This window comes from Amycolatopsis taiwanensis DSM 45107 (assembly GCF_000519205.1).
GTDB lineage: Bacteria > Actinomycetota > Actinomycetes > Mycobacteriales > Pseudonocardiaceae > Amycolatopsis_E > Amycolatopsis_E taiwanensis.
Genome location: NZ_JAFB01000016.1, coordinates 83,673 through 105,043 on the forward strand (window position 1 = coordinate 83,673; position 21,371 = coordinate 105,043).

The following is a 21,371-nucleotide window of genomic DNA, read 5'->3' on the forward strand; positions in this document are numbered from 1 at the left end:
GCACGTGAATTCCCGGCTCAGGCAGCCGAGTTCTCGGTTCGGGCGGTGGCGTGGAGGTTTTGTCGGTGGCCTGGGCCATGATGTCGGCAGGACCGGGAAGGGAGGGGTTACGGTGGCATCCACCGTGATCAGCACGGCGGCGTTGGCCATCGCCGTGGTGCTGCTGGTGGCGATCGTCCTGCTCTGGCGGTTGTACACCGACAGCGTGCGCCGCGCGGATGCGGCCGCGCGGCGGGTCGAGGCCGAACGGTCACGGGTGGATCAACAGCAGCTGGCGCTACGTCGCTACGAGGTCGCCTTCGCCTCCATCCGGGGCCGGGGCGAGCTGGGCGAACAGGTGCTGGTGGAGACCGCGCGGATGCTCGGGCTGCGCGAGGGCCTGCACTTCACCCTGCAGACCGACCTCGCCGGCGGCGGTGCGGCGAAACCGGATCTGGTACTGCGCGTCGGCGGTGACCGGACCGTTCCGGTGGACGCCAAGGCGAGCCTGGCCTGCTGGGCGGAGGCGGTGGAGACCGACGACGCCGAGGAGCGGCTGGACGCGCTGCGCGTGCACGTGCGCAACCTGCGGTCGCGGGCGGCCGAGCTGGCGGGCAAGGGATACCAGCGCTGGGCGGACGCGATCTACGGCACGATCATGTTCGTCCCGTCGGACGCGGCGGTGGTCGCCGCGCTGGACACCGACCCCGACCTCCTGCGCTGGATGCTGGACCGGCGGATCTTCCTGTGTGGCCCCACTGGGTTCGCCGTGCTCGCGTCGGCGGCGCTGTTCGCGGCCAGCGAGCGGGCCGTGGTCGAAGACGTCGAACGGGTGCGGGCGGGCGCGGCCGCGGCGCACCGGGCGGCGAGCGCGGCGGTCGAGGCGGTCAACCTGTCCGGCACCCACCTGCAGCGGTTCCTGTCGGCGCGGCGACGCGAACTGGATGCGTTGGAAGGGTTCCGGGCGGTGGTCGCACCACTGTCGGAGGCGGCGGGCAGCCCGGCGGAGATCGCGACGATCCGTAAGGGGGACGAAATGGCCGCGAGCTGACCGTGAATGTGACCGTTGTCGCACCCGGTACTGCGCGAACGGGTTGGCGTCGAGGCCGGCTTCGGGAGGAGATGGGAGGAAATTCTGCGTAACAGCTGAGTTGAAGCCTATGCTGGCGTGGCGTGAAACCGCTGGTGGAAGGGAACCCACCGGGTTCCGGCACAGCAGCGGCGCTCAACTCCGAGGAGTGGCAACCACTTGACGTCCAGTACGGGTTACGGTGTTCCCTCGTGACCGCCCTACGCGATCGCCCGAGCGATGCCGACGCCGACGAACTCGACGTGCCTTGGGACGCACGTCCGATCGTAGGTGACAGACGAGGTCTGCCCTGGTGGGCCGCCGTGCTGCTCGCATTCATCCTCGCCGCGGTCGGTGCCGTCGTCGACATGAAGATGAGCAACACGCTGGGCTGGGTGTTTCGCATCTGCTACTTCGTCGGCTCGGTAGGCGCGGTCTGCGCGGTCCAGCGACGCAGCCTGTTCGGGCCCATGGTGCAACCGCCGCTGGTCCTCGCCGTCACGGTGCCGGCGGTGGTGCTGCTGGTCTCCGGGACGCCGGCGAGCAGCGACACCTTGGGCAAGGCGCTCGCCGTCGGGACCCCGCTGATCAACGGCTTCCCGACCATGGCGGTCACAACGGGTTTCACCCTGGCTGTCGGTATTTTCCGGTTTTACCAGGAGCGTAATCCGGAATCCCGGCGGAAGGACAAGGCGCCGGACCGGCCGAGCGCCCGCCAGCGTCCGAGCACCGCGCGGCGGCCGGGCGAGGACGGCCGCCCGCGCCCGGCCGATGACGGTCGGGCACGGCCTGCTGACGAGGGTCGCCCACGATCTGGTGACGACGGTCGGCCACGACCTGGTCAGCCGAACCGGGGGGGCCGGGGGCAGCGGCCCCCCGAGCGGACCGGCGGCCAGCGCCGTCCGACCGGGGAAAACCCGTTGCCGCCCGCTGGACGTCGGCAGCCACCCGACGAGCTCCCGCGCCGGAGCGACCCAGGCGGCCGATCCGGCCAGACCCCGCCCCCGCCGGGCGCCCGGCGGGGGCGGGGTCCCGCACCCGACGACGCCGACCGGCGGCGCTCCGGCGGACAGCCGGGAGCCGACCCTCGTGGACGCCGTATGCCACCCCGTTCGGGCGACCCCCGCGGCGGCGGTCCCCGCGGCGACGGTGCCCGCGGCGACCTCCCCCGCCGTGCCCCGGGCCGAGGGACCCCACCCCCTCGCCGCCGCCCCTGGGACGATGCCTGACCGGCCGTGAGCCGTGGCGAACCGCTGTCCACCTCACCGGAATCGCCCTACGCGCAGGCTTGCGTGCCCGGACGCCGGGACGCGACCAGCGCTGACAAGCTGATCGCCCTCACCCTGACCCGCACCGGCGATGCCGAACGACGCACCGTCCTGCCGTCATCCGGAGACTGGCGGACCGCGATGGGGGACGTTTTCGGCATTCCCACCAACGCATTCAGCAGGGCGGAACGGGAACTGCTCTGGCGAACGGCCGTCAGTCAGCACGAAGCCCGCGCGAGTTGAGCACTCCCATGTGCGCCCCGTGAACTCGGCCCGGCCGGGTCACGGGGAGAGCTTGCGCAGTTCGCGGGGCAGTGCGAAGGCGATCTTCTCGTTCGCCGTGGTGACCTCTTCGACCGCGGTCCAGCCGCGCTCGCCCAGCCATTCGAGCAGCTCCATCACCAGCACGTCCGGAACCGAGGCGCCGCTGGTCACGCCCACCGTCGAGACGCCGTCGAGCCACGACGGATCGACCTCGCGGGCGTAGTCGATCAGGTGCGCGTCCCGGGCGCCGGCCTGCCGGGCGACCTCGACCAGCCGCTTGGAGTTCGACGAGTTCCGCGAACCCACCACGAGCACCAGGTCGCATTCGGCGGCCATCGCCTTGACCGCGGTCTGCCGGTTGGACGTGGCGTAGCAGATGTCGTCGCTCGGTGGATCCGCCAGTTCGGGGAAGCGCTCACGCAGTTGCTCGACCCGTTCCATGGTCTCGTCGACGCTCAGCGTGGTCTGGGACAGCCACACCACCTTCGACGGGTCGCGCACGTCTGCCTTCGCCACGTCCTCGCGCGTGTCGATCAGCTGCACGTTCTCCGGCGCCTCCCCCGCGGTGCCCTCGACCTCCTCGTGGCCCTCGTGGCCGATCAGCAGGATGTCGTAGTCGTCCTTGGCGAACCGGTTGACCTCCTTGTGCACCTTCGTCACCAGCGGGCAGGTCGCGTCGATCGTGCGCAGGTTGCGTTGCGCCGCCTCGGCATGCACGGCGGGAGACACACCGTGCGCGGAGAACACGACCAGTTCACCCTCGGGCACTTCGGATGTCTCGTCGACGAAGATGACACCGCGTTCCCGGAGCGTGTCCACGACATGCCGGTTGTGCACGATTTCCTTGCGCACGTAGACGGGCGGGCCATAAAGTTCGAGGGCCTTCTCAACCGCGATCACCGCGCGGTCCACGCCCGCGCAGTAGCCACGCGGTTTGGCCAGTAGCACTCGCTTGGCGGAGGAGGTCGCTCCAGTCATGGCTCCAGGGTACGGGCGAGGCGGATCAGCCCGCGAAATGACTCCGTGGCTTGCACCGTGTGTGTCCGGTCACCACGACCCGCCCGCGCAGCGTGGTCGTTTGGGCAGGATGGCCAACATGCGGCAGGCTGTACGCATGAAGCCGCTCCCGCTTCCGCTTCGAGTCGCCGCTGGCTTGGCCATGACCGTCGTGGAGCACGCGCGGGACCTGCCGAAGCAGCTGCTGGGCCTGCCGGTCACGGTGCTGTCGCAGGTGCTGCAGTGTTCCATGCGTGTGCAGCAGCAGCTCACCGAGCTGGCGATCAAGGGCGACGAGGCGCTGTCGACATTCCGCCCGGTCGAAGAGACGCCGAGCTGGGCCACCTTCGACGAGGACCTCCAGCCGGCGCCCAGCGACAACGGTCGCCGGACCGAACCCGTGCCCGACCAGCGTGACCCCTGGGAACAGGAGGAACGGGCGCTGGCCGAGGACCACACCGAAGGTGAGTTCGACAGCACCGCCGCCACCGCCGACGAGGTGGCCGAGAGCACGCCCGAAGCGGTGCTGGCACCCGTGGGCCTGGCCAACTACGACGAGCTCACCCTGCCGCAGCTGCGGGCCAGGCTTCGCCGGTTCTCCCTGGCGGAGCTGGAGGAACTGCTGGCCTACGAGCGCACGCACGCCAACCGTCCGTCGTTCGTCGGCATGCTCACTCGCCGCATCGGCAACGTGCAGCGGCTGTCCGAGGGCAGCACGGACAACGGCAGTCAGTGACCACCGAAACAGCCAGGGAACAGACGAGCGCCGAGCACCCGTGGCCGGTCCGCACGGTGGCGCGCAAGATCGCCGACTGGATCCACCGGCTCGGCGCGGTGTGGGTGGAGGGTCAGGTCACCCAGATCTCGGCCCGGCCGGGCACGCAGACGGCGTTTTTGACGCTGCGCGATCCCGCCGCCGACGTGTCGATGACGGTCACCTGTCCGATGCGGCTGGTCCGCGGCATCGAACCGCCGCTGCGGGACGGCGCCAGCGTCGTGTTGTACGCCAAGCCCTCGTTCTTCCTCGGCCGCGGCACGATCAGCCTGCGGGCAAGCGAAATCCGCCCGGTCGGCATCGGCGAGTTGCTCGCCCGCATCGAACGGCTGCGCCGCCTCCTCGACGCCGAGGGCCTGTTCGCTCCGGAACGCAAACGCCGGCTTCCCTTTCTGCCCAAGGGAATCGGGCTGATCACCGGGCGCGCCTCGGCCGCCGAGCACGACGTGCTGGCCAATGCGCACGCCCGCTGGCCGGCCGCGCGCTTCCAGGTGGTCAACACGGCGGTACAGGGCCCGACGGCGGTGCCGCAGATCCGTAAAGCACTGTCTCTTTTGGACGCCGATCCGGATGTCGACGTGATCGTGATCGCGCGCGGCGGTGGCAGCGTCGAGGATCTGCTGCCCTTTTCCGACGAAACGCTCTGCCGTGCCGTCGCGGCGGCGGGAACCCCGGTGGTCAGTGCGATCGGGCACGAGCCGGATTCGCCGCTGCTCGACTACGTCGCCGATCTCCGCTGCTCGACGCCGACCGACGCGGGCAAGCGGATCGTGCCCGACGTCAAGGAGGAAACCGCGCGGGTGCTCCAGCTGCGGGATCGGGCCCGCCGTGCCCTGCACGGCTGGGTGGACACGCAGTGCCGGTTGCTCGATCAGCTGCGCAGCCGCCCGGTGCTCGCCGATCCGCTCGGACCGATCGAGCGGCGTGCCGAGGACGTCGAACTCCATACCGAACGCGGGCGCCGCGCGATCCTCGCCACACTGTCCACCGAGCAGGCCGCCATCGCCGCTGCCCGGGCGCGGCTGACCGCGCTCGGACCTGCCGCGACGATGGCCCGCGGGTATACCGTCGTGCAATATCCGGACGCGGAAGGCAACCTCCAGGTACTCCGATCCATCTCTGAAGTATCGGAGGGAACTCCGCTGCGCGTGCGCGTCGTGGATGGCGCCGTGCACGCGATGACGACGACCACCGAACCAGGAGAGTAGGACGTGCACCCGAAGTTCCTCCCGCTCACCGCGGATGCCGCCGCGGCAGCAGGAGCCGGTGCCGTGTTGAGCAGCGCCGCCGAGGCCGATGCGGCGGCCAATGTCTGCTGGGCTTCCCTGCTGGGCGGCTGCGCGCCGGTCAAGCGCTGGGGCCTGGACCGGCGGCTGCGCCAGCTGTCCGAGGCCGCCGGCGAGTTCGCCGGCAGCAGGTGGTGGTTCCACGATGGCGCCGCGTACCGGCGGCGCGTGACGCACGCGCAAGGGCGTATCGAGGAAGCGATCAGCGAAGGCGACGGCCCGGAGTTCGCCCGGGCTTTCGCCGGCTACGACCACGCCGTGGCCAGCGTTGTCGTCGCGGCGCATTCCCGCCGTAACGCACGGATACGGCACGGACACGCCGTCGAACGGACGCGCCGCTGAAACCCGCATGCGCGCGATGCCGCGCAAGACAGTAGTGTGCGCACGTGAGCGAGGAACCCGGCTACGAACAGGCACGTGACCAGCTCGTGGAGGTCGTGCGCGAACTCGAGGCCGGCGGGCTTTCCCTGGAGCAGTCCCTCTCCCTGTGGGAAAAGGGTGAGCATCTGGCGAAGGTCTGCGAGCGGCATCTCGAGGGCGCACGGGAACGCATCGAGACCGCGCTCAAGTCCGTGGAAGAAGAACCCGCCGACGAAGCGTAAGCGCCCCTGTCTCGACTCGCACCTACCGCGAGTCCCCCATTCCCGACGCGCGAGTCCCACACTCCCGACGCGCGAGTCCCACACTCCCGACGTGCGAGTTCCACGTTCCCGTAGGCCGCGCTCGCCTGCGGCGAGTGAGCACCATCGCGCTGCGAGGTCTGCCTGGTTTGAGAGAATCGTTGTCCGCCCAACATGCAGGAGGCAGCGATGTCCCAGTCCCCCATGCACAAGGAAACCCCGGATCGCAACCTCGCGATGGAGCTGGTCCGCGTCACCGAGGCCGCGGCGATGGCAGCCGGCCGCTGGGTCGGCAAGGGCGACAAGAACGGTGGTGACGGCGCCGCGGTCGACGCGATGCGCCACCTCATCTCGACGGTGTCGATGCGCGGCGTGGTCGTCATCGGCGAGGGCGAGAAGGACGAAGCGCCGATGCTGTACAACGGCGAGAGTGTCGGTAACGGCGACGGTCCCCACTGTGACGTGGCGGTGGACCCGATCGACGGCACGACGTTGATGTCCAAGGGCATGCCGAACGCGCTGGCAGTGCTCGCGGTGGCCGAGCGCGGCGCGATGTTCGACCCGTCCGCGGTGTTCTACATGGAAAAGCTCGCGGTCGGCCCGGAGGCCGCGGGCACGGTGGACCTGTCGGCGCCGATCGCGGAGAACATCCGGAGAGTGGCGAAGGCCAAGAGCAGCGGTGTCTCCGACGTGACGGTCTGCATCCTGGACCGGCCACGGCACGAGCAGATCGTCAAGGAGGTCCGGGAGGCGGGCGCCCGTATCCGCTTCATCTCCGACGGCGATGTGGCCGGTGCGATCGCGGCGGCGCGCCCCACCACGGGCGTCGACTTGCTGCTGGGCATCGGTGGTACCCCGGAGGGAATCATCGCGGCGTGCGCGATGAAGTGTCTCGGCGGCGAGTTGCAGGGCCGCTTGTGGCCCAAGGATGACGCCGAACGTGAGAAGGCCCTCGCCGCGGGTCACGACCTCGACCGGGTGCTCACCACCGACGATCTGGTTCGTGGCGACAACGTGTTCTTCTGCGCGACCGGTGTCACCGACGGCGACCTGTTGCGGGGCGTGCACTACCGCGCCGGCGGCGCCACCACGCAGTCGATCGTCATGCGGTCGAAGTCGGGCACGGTGCGGATGATCGACGGCTACCACCGGTTGACCAAGCTGCGCGCCTACTCGTCCATCGACTTCGACGGCAACCTCGAGGCGACCGGCGACGACGAGAACCTGGTCCCGCCGCTGCCTTAGCCGGCGGATCCACCACAAGGCGCGGGTGGTGGAACACACGGGGCCGGCGCGGCTTCGCTGAGCGAAACTGGCCTCATGGCTGAACAGGAATACCGGATCGAACACGACACGATGGGCGAAGTGAAGGTGCCCGTCGACGCGCTGTACCGGGCCCAGACCCAGCGGGCCGTGGAGAACTTCCCGATCTCCGGCCGCGGTCTAGAGCGGGCTCAGATCCGTGCGCTGGGCCTGCTCAAGGCCGCCGCGGCCCGGGTGAACGCCAAGCTCGGAGTGCTCGACGCCAAGATGGCGGAGGCGATCGCCGCGGCGGCCGACGAGGTGGCCGAGGGGCGCTACGACGAGCATTTCCCGATCGACGTGTTCCAGACCGGTTCCGGCACCTCGTCGAACATGAATGCCAACGAGGTGATCGCCACCCTGGCCGGCCGCCGGCTCGGGGCCGACGTGCATCCGAACGACCACGTCAACGCCTCGCAGTCGTCGAACGACACGTTTCCGACGACGATTCACGTGGCCGCCACGGAAGCCGTGCTCACCGACGTCATCCCCGCGCTGGAACACCTCGCCGCGACGATCTCCGCGCGCGCCGGGGAATGGCGGGACCTGGTGAAGTCCGGCCGCACCCACCTGATGGACGCGGTGCCGATCACGCTGGGCCAGGAGGCCGGCGCGTGGGCCGCGCAGGTGCGGTTCGGCATCGAGCGGCTCCGCTCGGGCCTGGACCGGCTGGGCGAGCTGCCGATCGGCGGCACCGCGGTGGGTTCCGGTCTCAACGCGCCCGACGGCTTCGGCGCGGCGGTGGCCGAGGAGCTCGCCAGGGTGACCGGACTGCCGCTGACCGAGGCGCGCGACCACTTCGAGGCCCAGGCGTCGCAGGACAGCGTCGTGGAGACCTCGGCACACCTGCGCACGGTCGCGGTGTCCCTCAACAAGATCGCCAATGACCTGCGCTGGCTGGGTTCCGGCCCGCGCGCCGGCCTGGCCGAGCTGGCGCTGCCCGACCTGCAGCCCGGCTCGTCGATCATGCCGGGCAAGGTGAATCCGGTGATCCCGGAGGCGACCTTGCAGGTGGTCGCGCAGGTGATCGGCAACGACGCGGCGGTGGCTTACGCCGGCGCGCAGGGCAACTTCCAGCTCAACGTGAACCTGCCGGTGATCGCCCGGAACGTGCTCGAATCGGCCCGGCTGCTCGCGGCGGTCTCCAGGCTGCTGGCGGACAAGGTTTTCGCTGGTATAGAGCCGAATGTCGAGCGTCTCAGGGCTTACGCGGAGGGCTCGCCGTCGATCGTCACGCCGCTCAATGCCTACCTTGGCTACGAGGAGGCCGCCTCCGTCGCGAAACAGGCCCTGAAGGAACTGAAGACGATCCGTGAGGTCGTCATCGAACGTGGCCACGTGGCGAACGGCAAGCTCACCGAGGCCCAGCTCGACGAGGCCCTCGACGTGCTCCGGATGGCCCGCGGCGGCAAGTGACCCGGAATTGTCGGTGGGGCCAGGCATGATGTCCTCATGCAGCTCTCCGAAGTGGTCACCGCCTCCGCGACGCTCGCCGCCACGCGCTCGCGCAAGGCAAAGATCGCCACGCTCGCCGGGTTGCTGCACCGCGCCGGCGAGCGGGAACTCCCCGCCGTCGTCGCGTTCCTGACCGGCCGGCCCACCCAGGGCCGGATCGGAGCGGGCTGGCGCACCGTCGCCGGCCTGGAGGTGGCAGCCAGGGCCGGGCCACCCGAGCTGACCGTGTCCGAGGTCGACGACGCGCTGGGCGAGGTCGCCGCGGCCGCGGGCAGCGGCTCGACTCTGCGCCGTGCGGAGATCCTGCGGACGCTGCTGGCCAGGGCCACCGAGCCGGAACGGGACTTCCTGTTCCGGCTGCTCACCGGCGAGCTCAGGCAGGGAGCCCTGGAGGGCGTGATGCTCGATGCGATCGCCTCGGCCGCCGCGGTACCGGCCGAGGCGGTGCGACGCGCGTTCATGCTCTCCGGCCGGCTGCCCGTCACCGCACACGCGGCCATGACCGGGGGCGCGGGCGCGCTGGCCGAGTTCCGGCTGGAGCTCGGCCGGCCGCTGCGGCCGATGCTGGCGTCGCCGGCCGAGTCCCTGGACGAGGCGCTGGCGGAGCACACCGCGGCGATCGTCGAGTACAAAATGGACGGTGCGCGGATTCAGGTGCACCGGGACGGTGACGAGGTGCACGTCTACACCCGCACGCTGCGCGAGATCACCGCACATGTCGGCGAGCTGGTCGAGTTGGTGCGGGCGCTGCCGTGCCGGTCGGTCGTGCTCGACGGGGAAACCCTCGCGCTCACCGACGACGGCCGGCCGAGGCCGTTTCAGGAGACGATGAGCCGGTTCGGCAGCCAGCCCGGCAACAACGGGCCGCCGAAGATCCCGCGTTCCCACGAGGAACAGGTACGGGCGTTGCTGCTGCGGCCGTACTTCTTCGACTGTCTGCACCTGGACGGCGCGGACCTGCTCGATGCGCCGTTGCGGGAACGGAACGCGGCGCTGCGGCGGGTCGCCGGCGAGCACCTGATGCCCGGTGAGATCGAGCCCGAGGATGCCGCCTCGGTGCTCGACGCCGCGCTCGACTCCGGACACGAGGGTGTGCTGGTGAAATCGCTCGATTCCGGTTACGCCGCGGGCCGCCGGGGCCGCGCGTGGCTCAAGGTCAAGCCGGTGTGCACGCTCGACCTCGTCGTGCTCGCCGCCGAATGGGGGCACGGTAGGCGCACCGGATACCTGTCGAACCTGCACCTGGGCGCCCGTGACCCGGACGGTGGTCCGCCGATCATGGTGGGCAAGACGTTCAAGGGCCTCACGGACGAGTTGCTCGCCTGGCAGACCAGGACGTTCCAGGAAATCGAGACCCACCGGGACGGCTGGACCGTGTACGTGCGGCCGGAACTGGTCGTCGAGATCGAACTGGACGGCGCCCAGGTCAGCACCCGCTATCCCGGCGGGGTGGCGCTGCGGTTCGCCCGGGTCATGCGGTACCGGCCGGACAAGGAACCCGGCGACGCCGACACGATCGAGGAGGTGCGAGCAACCCTGCGCTGACCGTCCGTGCCAAGGTGCACCCTCGTCTCCGCGAGTTGGACCTAAAGCGACGGAGCCGCTTGCGGTGGGTCGTCCGCTTGCACCGCTGCGAGTTCTGAGGTGGTTTCTCGCGAGGACAGCGCCGACGTGGTGAACTGGGCAGGTCTCGACGCTTCCGACAGTTCCTCGCGGAGTCCTTCCAGAGCGGTGTGGTCGTCGTCCGTACCGGTGTGTGGGGCGGCGAACCAGCGCGCGTACTCGGCGATCTCGGCAAGGCGCCAGTCGAGGGCGAACAACTCGACCATCGCCGGGTCGGCGTCCAGCCGGTCGCCCGCACCGGCCGCGATCAGGTCGGCGTAGTCCCGTTCGCGTGGCGCGAGAGCCAGTGACTCCCAGTCGACCAGCTTCAGCCCGCATGCCCCCACAACCTGGTTGCGGTTGTGCGGCTCGCCGTGGGTCGGCACCCACAAGTGCCGACGGGTGCGAGCGAGATCCGCCAACTCGAGGTAGCGGTCCGTCCAGCGCTCGATCACGACGCCGCGTGCGGCGATCGCGCCACGCGCTGCCTCCGCCAACGGGCCGGACCTCCAGGGCTGAGCGGTGCGCGCCCGCAATTCATCGGCGAAGTCGGGACCGACCTGAGGAGTCCAGCGCCGCAGACCGGCCGGTGGTGTGGCGCGATGCAGCACGGCCAGCGCGGCTTCGACCTGATGGACGTGCTGCGGCTCGCCTGCCTCCGCCTCGGTGGGACTCCGTCCGTCCAACCACGGCGTCGCGCTGAGCGCACCGGCCTCGACGCCGACAGTGAACCGGCCGGACGAGCGGGCGGGCAACGGCGCGCACACCGCTTCCACACCGGCGGCGGCCAGTGCGGCCGCCCCCGCGTAGGCGGCTTCCAGCGACGCCTCGGTGTGCCGGGGCTCCAACTGGTCCAATGTCACGAACAGGGTCCGCCCGCCACCGGCCACCCGCCAGTGGTGTGCGCCGAAACCCCAGGGCAGGTAGGCGATCTCGGCGACATCCGGCAGCCAATGCGTGGTGACAGCACTCGCGATCGCGTCATCGCTGACGAAGGAGGGGCGGGAGAGCACGAGATCGATCGTAAAGGGCGCGTAGACCGCCGTCACCGGAATTTCGCCGGTCTCGCTCTACGCTCGAGGCATGACAACCGTGCAAAACGTGGTGACGTCGGGAGTTTTCGAGCTCGATGGTGGGCAGTGGGACGTCGACAACAATGTCTGGCTGATCGGTGACGACAGCGAGGTGCTGGTCATCGACGCCGCCCACGACGCGGCCAAGATCGCCGAGGCCGTCGGGGACCGGACGGTCCGTGCGATCGTGTGCACCCACGCACACAACGATCACGTCAACGCCGCACCTGAGCTGGCCGAACGGACCGGCGCGCCGATCCTGCTGCATCCCGACGACCGGGTGCTGTGGAACCTCACCCACTCCGATCGCGCGCCCGACGCCGACCTCTCCGACGGCCAGGTCCTCACGATCGGCGGCACCGACCTGACCGTGCTGCACACGCCCGGCCACGCGCCTGGCGCCGTCTGCCTCTACGCGCCGCAACTCGGCGTCGTGTTCACCGGTGACACGCTGTTCCACGGCGGGCCCGGCGCCACCGGCCGGTCCTACTCGGACTATCCGACGATCGTGCGCTCGATCCGCGAACGCCTGTTCACGCTCCCGGACGCCACGACCGTCAACACCGGTCACGGCGAGTCCACCACCATCGGGACGGAGAAGGCTAACTCCGCAGGCTGGGCGGACTGAGCTCACCCGGCGGGTGCTCCGCGCGGGCCCAACGGACCAGGCCGGTGACGTCGAGGCCATGCGGCGGTGCGTCGGCGTACGGTTCGATGGCGTCGGCGCCACGCTGGAGAAGCGACAGCGCGCCCTTCTCGTTGCCACGGGCGGCATGCGTGACCCCCACGGCGAGCTGCGCCAGGCCCTTCCACAGGGCACGCTCGGGGCCGTCCGCCGACTTCCAGGCGTCCTCGAAGACTTCGTGCGCGTGGAAGGGCTTGCCCTCGTCGAGCAGCCGCTGCGCCTCGCTGATCGTCTCCTCCGGCGTGCGCACGACGCCCTCCGGCTGGCGCTCGACGCCGGGCGAGCCGTACGGCAACGGCCGCCCGAGCCCGTCCCGTGGCCGGGCGTTGCGGGCCCGGCCCTGCGCGTCTCGGTCGCGATCGGCCACGAGAGACGATTGTGCCCGAAACTCCGGCGCCCGGGGAGAGCGGTTCCACGACCCAGAGCAGGTAGTCTGAGGACTCGTGCGCTTTCTCGATGGCCACGGGCCCGCTCACGACCTGACCTACAACGACGTCTTCCTCGTGCCGAACCGGTCGGACGTGGAGTCCCGGTTCGACGTCGACCTCGCCACCGCGGACGGCACCGGCGCGACCATCCCGGTGGTCGTGGCCAACATGACCGCCGTCGCCGGCCGCCGGATGGCCGAGACGGTGGCGCGACGCGGTGGCCTGGTCGTGCTGCCCCAGGACGTCGACCCGGCGGCGGTGGCCGACATCGTCGCCTGGGTCAAGACGCGCCACACCGTCTGGGACACCCCGCTCGTGCTAACCGGCGGCGACGCGGTGGCCGACGCGCTGAACCTGGTCGGCAAGCGCGCCCACGGCGCGGTGATCGTGGTCGACCACGACGGCCGCCCGGTGGGCGTGGTCGACGAGGCCGACTGCGCGGGTGTCGACCGGTTCACCCGGGTCTCCGAGGTCGCCCAGCCACCCGCGGTGACCTGCACCCTGGACACCCCGGCACGGGAGGTCTACGAGCGCCTGCACGCGGCGAGCGCCCGCCTCGCCGTGGGCGTGGACGACGCCGGCAGGCTGGTCGGCGTGCTGACCCAGACCGCGGCCCTGCGCACCGACATCTACACCCCCGCCGTGGACGCGCGGGGCAGGCTTCGCGTCGCGGCGGCCATCGGCGTCAACGGGGACGTGGTGGGCAAGGCCGAAGCCGTGCTGGCCTCGGGCGTGGACGTGCTCGTCGTGGACACCGCGCACGGACACCAGGAAAAGATGCTGTCGGCGCTGAAGTCGGTCCGCTCGATGGCGCCGAACGTGCCGGTGGTGGCGGGCAACGTGGTGACCGCCGAGGGCACCCGGGACCTGATCGACGCCGGGGCGGACGTGGTCAAGGTGGGCGTCGGGCCAGGCGCGATGTGCACCACCCGGATGATGACCGGCGTGGGTCGTCCCCAGTTCTCGGCCGTCGCCGAATGTGCGGCCGCCGCTCGCGCGCTGGGCAAACACGTGTGGGCCGACGGCGGCGTGCGCCACCCGCGTGACATCGCGCTCGCGCTGGCCGCCGGCGCCTCCGCCGCCATGGTGGGTTCCTGGTTCGCCGGCACCCACGAGTCGCCCGGCGACATCCGCTACGACGAGAACGGCCGCCCGTTCAAGGAATCCTTCGGGATGGCCTCAAAGCGCGCCGTGGCCGGGCGGACCCGCGCCGACGGTGCCTTCGACCGTGCCCGCAAAGCCCTGTTCGAGGAGGGCATCTCCTCGTCGAAGATGATGATCGACCCGGTGCGGCCCGGCGTCGAGGACCTGCTGGACTCGATCTGTTCGGGCGTGCGTTCGGCGTTCACCTACGCCGGTGCGCGCACCACCGAGGAGTTCGCCGAGCGTGTGGTGGTGGGCGTGCAGTCCGCCGCGGGTTTCGCCGAGGGGCACCCGCTCCCGTCCGGCTGGTAGGGCTCTATGAGTGACCCGTTCATGCCGAATTTCGACACAAAACGGGTCACTCATCTCGCGCGCGAGCCGAAAAGGTCGGACCGCCGAGCTACTATGTGTGATCCTCCAGCATCTCGGTGACCAGTGCCGCGATCGGTGAGCGTTCCGACCGGGTCAGCGTCACATGGGCGAAAAGCGGGTGTCCCTTCAGCTTTTCGATCACCGCGGAGACCCCGTCATGCCGCCCGACGCGCAGGTTGTCGCGCTGCGCCACGTCGTGCGTGAGCACGACCCGGGAGGCTGTGCCCAACCGCGACAGCACGGTCAGCAACACGTTGCGCTCGAGTGACTGGGCCTCGTCCACGATCACGAACGCGTCATGCAGCGAACGCCCGCGAATGTGGGTGAGCGGCAGGACCTCCAGCATGCCGCGGTCGAAGACCTCGTCGAGGACTTCCTGGCTGACCAGCGCGCCGAGGGTGTCGAACACCGCCTGCGCCCACGGCTGCATCTTCTCGCTCTCCGAGCCGGGCAGGTAACCGAGATCCTGCCCGCCGACCGCGTACACCGGCCGGAACACCACGACCTTGCGGTGCTCCCGGCGTTCCATCACCGATTCCAGACCGGCGCACAGCGCGAGCGCCGACTTCCCGGTGCCCGCGCGGCCACCGAGCGAGACGATGCCGATGTCCGGGTCGAGCAGCAGGTCCAGCGCGATCCGCTGCTCGGCGGATCGGCCGTGCAGGCCGAAGGCCTCCCGGTCGCCGCGCACCAGCCGTACCTTCTTGTCTGCGGTGACCCGGCCGAGCGCGCTGGAGCTGCCGGAGAGCAGCCGCAGACCGGTGTGGCAAGGCAGTTCGCCGACCTCGGCAAGGCCGAACTCGGCAAGGTCCACCGGACTGTCGGTGAACAGCGCGTCGATCGCCTCCTGCGGCACGTCCACATCGGCCATGCCGGTCCAGCCGGACGGGACGACCTCCTGGGCGCGGTACTCGTCGGCCTCGAGCCCGACCGAGCCCGCCTTGACCCGCAACGGAATGTCCTTCGTCACCAACGTCACGCCCGGACGCTCCGCGGCGAGGTTCAACGCGCAGGCCAGGATGCGGTGGTCGTTGGAGTCGGTGCGAAAGCCCGGCGGCAGCACCGTCGGGTCGGAGTGGTTGAGTTCCACATGCAGGGTGCCGCCCTGCTCACCGATCGGCACCGGCCGGTCCAGCCGGCCGTGGGTTCGCCGCAGGTCATCGAGCAGGCGTAGCGCTTCGCGCGCGAACCAGCCGAGTTCGGGATGGTGCCGCTTTGCCTCCAGTTCGCTGATCACGACCAGCGGCAAGACCACGGCATGCTCGGCGAACCTGGACAGCGCCCAGGGGTCGGAGAGCAGAACCGAGGTGTCGAGCACATAGGTGTGCCGCTGGGATTCGGAAGATTGCGGGCCCGGGTCCTCGGTGTCGAACGAACCGTCCGAGGTCTGTCGGGGCGAACGCTGCGCAGTCACGGCATCTCCCTCGTGGGCGTGGCACCACGCCCGCACTCGCTGGGCCGGGCAGCGCCCTGGTTGAACCGTCCTGCCGACGCCGGAGCGTCAGCGGGTGCGGCCAAGAGGGCCTGGTGCCGGCCCCCTCGTGCGTTGCGCGAACGGCATGCCGGCTGTCACCGCTGCCGTTCCCTCAACTACCGCCACGACCAGGGCCTCCCGCGATGATCCGCAAGGTCACGAACCATCATCTCGCAAGTTACCTGCGTTCGGCGACGTGTGCAGGCAGCCAGGCAGGTGATTCACAACTGTGTTATCTCACCGTCGGTAGAGATCACAAACACTCTTTGTGGTGTCAGTTGCCGAATCGACGGTGCCGCCACGCGTAATCGCGCAGCGCACGGAGGAAGTCGACCTTGCGGAACGCGGGCCAGTACGCCTCGGTGAACCAGAACTCGGAATGTGCCGATTGCCACAGCAGAAATCCGGACAACCGCTGCTCGCCGGAGGTGCGGATGATCAGGTCGGGGTCCGGCTGGCCCGAGGTGTAGAGATGCTCGGAGATATGGTCGACGTCCAGGATCTTGGCCAGCTCGCGGATCGACGTGCCTTCGTCGGCGTGCTGGAGCAGGAGCTTCTTGACCGCGTCGGCGATCTCCTGGCGGCCGCCGTAGCCGACCGCGATGTTGACCTCCATGCCCCGGCGGCTCTCGGACCGCGCTGCGGCCGCCTTGAGACTGCGCGCCACGTCGGCCGGCAGCAGCTCCAGCGCCCCCACCATGCGCAGGCGCCACGGGTTGGCCGGCGCAGCGAGCTCGTCGACCACATCTACGATGATCTTGAGCAGGGCCCCGACCTCTTCCGGGGCGCGGCCGAGATTGTCCGTGGACAGCAGCCACAAGGTCACGACCTCGACCTCGGCTTCGCGGCACCAGGACAGGAAGTCCGCGATCTTCTGTGCGCCGACGCGGTGACCGTCCGACACGTCGGCGAACCCGGCTTCCCGGGCCCAGCGGCGGTTGCCGTCGAGCATGATGGCGATGTGGCGCGGGTGGCGCCCGGCGGCCTGCTGCACCAGTCGCCGCCCGTAGGCGCCATACAGGACCCTGGAGACGAGGGATCGAAGGCTCACAGCGGAAGCCTACGCACGCTTGTCCGCTGCGTGGTTCCGGCCACCGTTTGACGGACGGACAACCTACGCTGTCGTAACCTGATGGCGTGACCGTCGCGCTCCCTCCCGAAGCCGCCGCCCGTCCCCGGTTGCGGGGACACATTCATTTCTGGTCCTTTTTCGGCGCGCTCCTAGCCGCGACGACGCTGGTCACGATCGCCGCGGCGATGATCGGCTCGACCGCCGCTCTGGCCACGTCCGTCTACGGCGTCACCGTGCTCGGCGTATTCGGCGTCAGCGCGCTGTATCACCGGCGTCAGTGGAGCCCGCGCGCGTATCAATGGATGAAACGCGCCGACCATTCGATGATCTTCCTGTTCATTGCCGGCACCTACACCCCGTTCACGCTGCTTTCGATGTCGAAACCGACGGGCTACGTCATATTCGGTGTCGTGTGGGGCGGCGCCCTCGCCGGAGTCGCCCTGAAGATGTTGTGGCCGACCGCGCCCCGCTGGCTGGGCGTGCCGATCTACATCGCGCTCGGCTGGGTCGCGATCTTCGTGCTCCCCGAGCTCGCCCGCCACGCCGGCGTCACCGCGCTCGTGCTGCTCCTCGTCGGTGGCGCGTTCTACACCGTCGGCGCCGTGTTCTACGCGACCCGCTGGCCCAACCACTGGCCCGAGGTCTTCGGTTATCACGAGTACTTCCACGCCTGCACGGTGCTGGCCGCCACCTCCCACTACATCGCGATCTGGCTCGCCATCTATGCCTAGCTCTGGATCTTCTCCAGGCCGTCCGGCCGCTTGGTCACGGCCTGGCCCTCCCTCCACGTTGAGAGCCTGCTCGAAGAACGCGTCGATCGCGCCCCGTGTCCGCTCGTGGCTACTCGGCAGTAGGTGCGTATAGACCCGCAGCGTGAACCGACAGCTGCGAGTCACGAAAGGTCCCCTTCTCAGGCCGCCCGCATCAAGGGCTGCTACGCCGTCGCTTTTCCCCTTGTCAGGGCGGGCCTTGCGGAGCCGCTGACCTGACTCTCATCGTGTCGGACCGCCAGACGCGGTCAGCGCAGTTTGGCATTGAGGGTCTCCGCGAACTTGGTCACGATTGCCGTGCGCACCGCGTCGTTTTCCTCAGCTGTAGCCAGCGACCCGGTGCGCGGGAATTCCTGGATTTTGCCAGCCACGTCCAGGCGCACCACCGGCTTGTCCGCGTCCTTGCCGTATTGAGAATCGAGCGTTACGCCGACACCGTAATAAAAGGACCCCGACTTGCAGGCCAACGAGTTGTCGCCCGCAGTCCCCTGACACGGCAGGCCCGCGATATCACTGACTTGACCGGCACTCTTATCCAGATCGTGATTCCAGTTCAGCTCGACAGTGTCCGGGCTGCCAACCACTAGATCGTCAACGGCGACCGTGCCGAGATAGCTGCCGTCGCCGCGACCTCCACCGTTGTCGTCGAACTTGAACGTGACCTGGTACTGGCAATCGGCGTTCGCCACGGCGGTCTCATATGACGCGGCCAGCGGATTCCCACCATTAGACACCCAGACATTCACTGTCTTGTCGTTCGGAAGACGGTCGACATGGTCGATCTGTGGCAGCACCGCCCGTAGTTCGTCATCGGACAGCAGCATGCAAGCATTGGGCCAGTCGACGCCATTGGCGACACCCCTTTCCACGCCGGCGACGTGAATCGGCGGACCGGGCTGGGCGAGACCGACCCGATATGGCGACGGCAGGTGTCTGCCAGGGCCGCACCCGCACACCGCAAGCAGCGCACCCACGACTGCCAGGACTCCCCATAGACGCATGAGTGCCCCCTTCCACACGCGATCAACAACGCTAGCGTGCGGAGCCTGACCGGAGGCAACCCGCCCCGACCAACTCGCTCTCTGGACCGTCGTCGAGCCGTGCGCAGTCGTGACGACCAAGGCCGCGGCGAACGAACCCACACAGCGTGTACGCACCAAGATTCCTCGATCACTAGATCGCGATCTGGCTCGCCCTGTACTCCTAGTTACAGGGTGCTCGCCCCGCCTACCGGACGGAGGAACTCGTCGCGCTCATGGTCAGCCCATCCAGCGGGAAACTCGCGTATCCAGGAAGACGGAGACGAAGTCCTCCTCGTCCTCGGGTCTGCAGGGAGTCAGGAGAACGCGCTCGGTGCGCAGAGCCGGTGTCATGAACGGGGGCGCCACCCAGGTGAAAATCAGTGCGACAAACTGGTTTCGCAATCGCTTCATTCGCGATCTGGGTTGCCCGGAACGGGTACGGCTGGATTCAGCCGCCCCACGATCCTCCTGTTGTCCCGGGGCCGGGGTTAATCTCCCAGTTTTCCCTTATCAGGCAGCTACCCATGCCTTGGTTTTCACACCTGTTTACTGCTTCTTGCGAGGCGCGGTCGGCCGACGAACCCCAGCCGCCTCCCCAAGCGGTTACCGCATTGTCTTGGCGATGAACGGCTACGGCCGCGTAGCCATTGTTCACCCAAACCGCTCCTTGGCAGTCGCCCTGGTACTGCGGATTGTTCATTCCCGTGCTCCGGCAACTGTTGATCGCGGCCATTTCGGCCGATTCGAGCCTTGGGCGCACCGACGCCGATACCGCGTCCATCGACATGGAGTAGGCCATGGCTCCATATGCCCCGGTAGGTGGCGCAACGGGATCAGCGGACACCGCTGCTGCCGATATCAAACCCAGGGAAGCGATCGCGAGCGGCATCAGCACTGATTTACGTACAGGCATGATGAATTGGCCCCCTACCCAGCCAAAGGCGAACACAATTCACGTTGACTTGATTGAATTATCGATCCGACCACACCACCGGATTCAACAGTTCGATCAACCGAAAAGTCAGTGTGGAACAGGCATCACGGTCTCAACTAGGGCCAAAGGCCCCGGAAAAGACGGGCCATGGACCCGACGGACCGCTCAGGTGTTCCGCCTTGTCGCCAGGTCGAAAACCGTCACGAGTTCGTCGCAATAGGCCATGACGTCGAATCCCGGATCGACGGACGACTGGGTCACCGATCCGTCGATGGCACTCCGCACCGCGGCTGCCATCAGCGGCGCGGAAAACTCGCGGAACTCCCCGGTCTGCTGGCCCAGTTCGAGAATCCGCACCGGATCCAGTTCCGCCAGGTCCCCCTGCGGCGGGTTCTGTTTGGTCGACTCCCCCATCACCTCGTCCAGCCGCTGCCCTGACGCCGACCGGTAACTGGTCCAGATGTCGAGCATCGCCAACGCATGTTCGCGGTGGGCGCTGATGAATTCGCCGTTGGAGCGGATGTAGGCGCGCAGCTTTCCGGCGGCCGTCGGCTCGGCCTTCATCGCCGGAACCATGACAGCGGCGCCGGCGAGAAAGATCTCCGTTACGACCGTGTTGAGCAGTTCGTCCTTGTTGGCGAAGTAGTAGAGCACCACGCTCTTGGCCACCCCTGCCCGCTCCGCGATCTTGCTGATAGACGTCTGGGAGTATCCGATCTCGGCGATCAGATTGATCGCACACTCCACGATCTGCGCCCGCCGGGCGCGCTCGGTAAACGTCGGACCATTGTCGCGCTTAGACCGCATGGCCAAATCATAGACCGGTGATCGGAGCAGGCCGGGGTTCGCAGGCCACCCGGCGGGAGGGCCCGAAAACGTAGCGTGGAACTCAGCCGTGCGAACAGCTACTCGGCGCCCGGAGCGCGAAACTCGGCACCGGAACGAGGAACTCGGGCGCTTTAGTGCTTGAGTGCTTCGGGTGCGGAACGAGGAACTCAGACGTCCGAAACGAGGGACTCGCGCGTCCGGAACCGGGACTCGCCCAACAGAACCCAGAACTCACGCACCCGAAGCCGGAACTCACGTGCCCGGACCGGGAACTCGCCTGGCGGAAGCCGGAACTCGCGGGCCTGAAGCCGGGACTCGCGGGCCTGAGGCGGACTCACCCTTCGAGGTCGGGGCCCTTCGCGCGCAGGTCGTCCACTTTGGACATCGCCGCGCGCAGTTCGGTCAGCCAACTCTCGGCGTGCTGGCCCACCAGGCGCACCGCCCAGGCCAACGCCTCGGAGCGGGACCGGGCGACACCGGAATCGACCAGCGTGTCCAGCACCTGCCGTTCGGGCTGCCGCAGCCGGGTCATGACCGGCACCGACAGCGTGGTGAACAGTTCGCGAGTGCCACCGATGTGCGCACCCCAGGCGACCTTGCGCTGATAGCGGTGCTCGGCCTGGCGCGCGATCTCGATGCGCTTGTCCCGGGTGTCCTCGCGGAACCGGCTGATCCGCCCCGATTCCGCCGCCGCCCGTGCCGCGTCGTCGCCGAACTCCTCGGCCAGCGGCGGCAACTCACCGACGATGAGGATCTCCTCGCGGTCGACCGTGATTTCGGGTGCCGAGACGAACCAGTCGTCCGGCAGCCTGCCGGCGAACCAGGCGGCGGCGTCCTCCGCCGACGGCGTCTCCGCCTGCTGCCAGCCGCCGCGGCCCTTCCAACCTCGATGTCCGTGCGTGCGCATGTCTCCGCCTCCACGATTACATAATTACGTCGATACACACGCTACGC

At 69.0% G+C, this 21,371-nt stretch carries 22 protein-coding genes; 13 read left to right on the forward strand and 9 right to left on the reverse strand.

What is annotated here, in order from left to right:
- Window positions 1-112: 112 nt before the first annotated feature.
- The 3 genes from rmuC (at window position 113) to A3CU_RS0115055 (ending at window position 2,559) form a co-directional block, all read left to right on the forward strand.
- On the forward strand, window positions 113-1,030 hold the full coding sequence (rmuC, locus tag A3CU_RS0115040) for a DNA recombination protein RmuC (RefSeq protein ID WP_027943000.1): 918 nt from the start codon (window positions 113-115) through the stop codon (window positions 1,028-1,030).
- Window positions 1,031-1,260: 230 nt separating this feature from the next.
- On the forward strand, window positions 1,261-2,277 hold the full coding sequence (locus tag A3CU_RS51060; RefSeq protein ID WP_043841189.1) for a DUF6542 domain-containing protein: 1,017 nt from the start codon (window positions 1,261-1,263) through the stop codon (window positions 2,275-2,277).
- Between the two features lie 6 nt (window positions 2,278-2,283).
- Entirely contained in the window at window positions 2,284-2,559 is a 276-nt protein-coding gene (locus tag A3CU_RS0115055; protein ID WP_027943003.1) for an arylamine N-acetyltransferase family protein, read from the forward strand.
- Window positions 2,560-2,598: 39 nt separating this feature from the next.
- On the opposite strand, the gene A3CU_RS0115060 is transcribed toward A3CU_RS0115055, so the two are convergent.
- The gene (locus A3CU_RS0115060) at window positions 2,599-3,558 is read right to left on the reverse strand and encodes a 4-hydroxy-3-methylbut-2-enyl diphosphate reductase (protein WP_043841194.1); all 960 of its coding nucleotides are present in this window, start codon (window positions 3,556-3,558) and stop codon (window positions 2,599-2,601) included.
- 136 nt (window positions 3,559-3,694) lie between these two features.
- Here A3CU_RS0115060 and A3CU_RS0115065 point away from each other — a divergent pair, with 136 nt between their 5' ends.
- The 7 genes from A3CU_RS0115065 to A3CU_RS0115095 all read left to right on the forward strand — a co-directional run bounded on the left by A3CU_RS0115065 (window position 3,695) and on the right by A3CU_RS0115095 (window position 10,559).
- Window positions 3,695-4,312: a lipid droplet-associated protein gene (locus A3CU_RS0115065; protein ID WP_027943005.1), complete on the forward strand. Its 618-nt coding sequence runs from the start codon at window positions 3,695-3,697 to the stop codon at window positions 4,310-4,312.
- Entirely contained in the window at window positions 4,309-5,559 is a 1,251-nt protein-coding gene (xseA, locus tag A3CU_RS0115070) for an exodeoxyribonuclease VII large subunit (RefSeq protein ID WP_027943006.1), read from the forward strand. The genes A3CU_RS0115065 and xseA overlap by 4 nt, the downstream gene beginning before the upstream one ends.
- A 3-nt stretch (window positions 5,560-5,562) precedes the next feature.
- Window positions 5,563-5,979, forward strand: a complete 417-nt coding sequence (locus A3CU_RS44860) for a hypothetical protein (RefSeq protein ID WP_052371740.1) — start codon at window positions 5,563-5,565, stop codon at window positions 5,977-5,979.
- Window positions 5,980-6,023: 44 nt separating this feature from the next.
- Window positions 6,024-6,239 (forward strand): exodeoxyribonuclease VII small subunit, encoded by a 216-nt coding sequence (locus A3CU_RS0115080; protein WP_027943007.1) that lies wholly within the window; start codon window positions 6,024-6,026, stop codon window positions 6,237-6,239.
- A 207-nt stretch (window positions 6,240-6,446) separates the two neighbouring features.
- Window positions 6,447-7,502, forward strand: coding sequence for a class II fructose-bisphosphatase (glpX, locus tag A3CU_RS0115085; protein ID WP_156960377.1), 1,056 nt, complete (start codon window positions 6,447-6,449; stop codon window positions 7,500-7,502).
- 75 nt (window positions 7,503-7,577) lie between these two features.
- Window positions 7,578-8,975 (forward strand): class II fumarate hydratase, encoded by a 1,398-nt coding sequence (locus tag A3CU_RS0115090; protein WP_027943009.1) that lies wholly within the window; start codon window positions 7,578-7,580, stop codon window positions 8,973-8,975.
- Window positions 8,976-9,011: 36 nt separating this feature from the next.
- Entirely contained in the window at window positions 9,012-10,559 is a 1,548-nt protein-coding gene (locus A3CU_RS0115095; protein WP_027943010.1) for an ATP-dependent DNA ligase, read from the forward strand.
- 41 nt (window positions 10,560-10,600) lie between these two features.
- Here the strand turns inward: A3CU_RS0115095 and A3CU_RS44865 are convergent, their stop codons facing one another.
- Window positions 10,601-11,629 (reverse strand): phosphotransferase family protein, encoded by a 1,029-nt coding sequence (locus A3CU_RS44865; protein ID WP_211246425.1) that lies wholly within the window; start codon window positions 11,627-11,629, stop codon window positions 10,601-10,603.
- A gap of 70 nt (window positions 11,630-11,699) precedes the next feature.
- Between A3CU_RS44865 and A3CU_RS0115105 the strand changes: the two genes are divergently transcribed.
- Complete coding sequence (locus tag A3CU_RS0115105; RefSeq protein WP_027943011.1) at window positions 11,700-12,317, forward strand: MBL fold metallo-hydrolase; 618 nt, start codon at window positions 11,700-11,702, stop codon at window positions 12,315-12,317.
- Here the strand turns inward: A3CU_RS0115105 and A3CU_RS0115110 are convergent.
- Window positions 12,292-12,741 (reverse strand): DUF309 domain-containing protein, encoded by a 450-nt coding sequence (locus A3CU_RS0115110; protein WP_027943012.1) that lies wholly within the window; start codon window positions 12,739-12,741, stop codon window positions 12,292-12,294. The genes A3CU_RS0115105 and A3CU_RS0115110 overlap by 26 nt on opposite strands.
- 76 nt (window positions 12,742-12,817) lie before the next feature.
- On the opposite strand from A3CU_RS0115110, the gene guaB1 reads away from it, so the two are divergent.
- Window positions 12,818-14,257, forward strand: coding sequence for a GMP reductase (gene guaB1, locus A3CU_RS0115115; protein ID WP_027943013.1), 1,440 nt, complete (start codon window positions 12,818-12,820; stop codon window positions 14,255-14,257).
- Between the two features lie 91 nt (window positions 14,258-14,348).
- Here guaB1 and phoH2 read toward each other — a convergent pair whose 3' ends face one another.
- Entirely contained in the window at window positions 14,349-15,635 is a 1,287-nt protein-coding gene (gene phoH2, locus A3CU_RS0115120; RefSeq protein ID WP_027943014.1) for an RNA 5'-3' helicase PhoH2, read from the reverse strand.
- A 430-nt stretch (window positions 15,636-16,065) separates the two neighbouring features.
- Complete coding sequence (locus A3CU_RS0115125) at window positions 16,066-16,842, reverse strand: isoprenyl transferase (RefSeq protein ID WP_027943015.1); 777 nt, start codon at window positions 16,840-16,842, stop codon at window positions 16,066-16,068.
- 86 nt (window positions 16,843-16,928) lie between these two features.
- Here A3CU_RS0115125 and trhA point away from each other — a divergent pair, with 86 nt between their 5' ends.
- The gene (gene trhA / locus A3CU_RS0115130) at window positions 16,929-17,594 is read left to right on the forward strand and encodes a PAQR family membrane homeostasis protein TrhA (RefSeq protein WP_027943016.1); all 666 of its coding nucleotides are present in this window, start codon (window positions 16,929-16,931) and stop codon (window positions 17,592-17,594) included.
- Between the two features lie 287 nt (window positions 17,595-17,881).
- Here trhA and A3CU_RS0115135 read toward each other — a convergent pair whose 3' ends face one another.
- From A3CU_RS0115135 to A3CU_RS0115160, 4 genes are all read right to left on the reverse strand, one after another.
- Complete coding sequence (locus A3CU_RS0115135) at window positions 17,882-18,607, reverse strand: hypothetical protein (protein WP_156960378.1); 726 nt, start codon at window positions 18,605-18,607, stop codon at window positions 17,882-17,884.
- Window positions 18,608-19,103: 496 nt separating this feature from the next.
- Window positions 19,104-19,454, reverse strand: coding sequence for a DUF4189 domain-containing protein (locus A3CU_RS51075; RefSeq protein WP_169739634.1), 351 nt, complete (start codon window positions 19,452-19,454; stop codon window positions 19,104-19,106).
- Window positions 19,455-19,754: 300 nt separating this feature from the next.
- Complete coding sequence (locus tag A3CU_RS0115150) at window positions 19,755-20,396, reverse strand: TetR/AcrR family transcriptional regulator (RefSeq protein WP_027943018.1); 642 nt, start codon at window positions 20,394-20,396, stop codon at window positions 19,755-19,757.
- Window positions 20,397-20,751: 355 nt separating this feature from the next.
- The gene (locus tag A3CU_RS0115160) at window positions 20,752-21,324 is read right to left on the reverse strand and encodes a hypothetical protein (protein WP_027943019.1); all 573 of its coding nucleotides are present in this window, start codon (window positions 21,322-21,324) and stop codon (window positions 20,752-20,754) included.
- Between the last annotated feature and the right edge of the window lie 47 nt (window positions 21,325-21,371).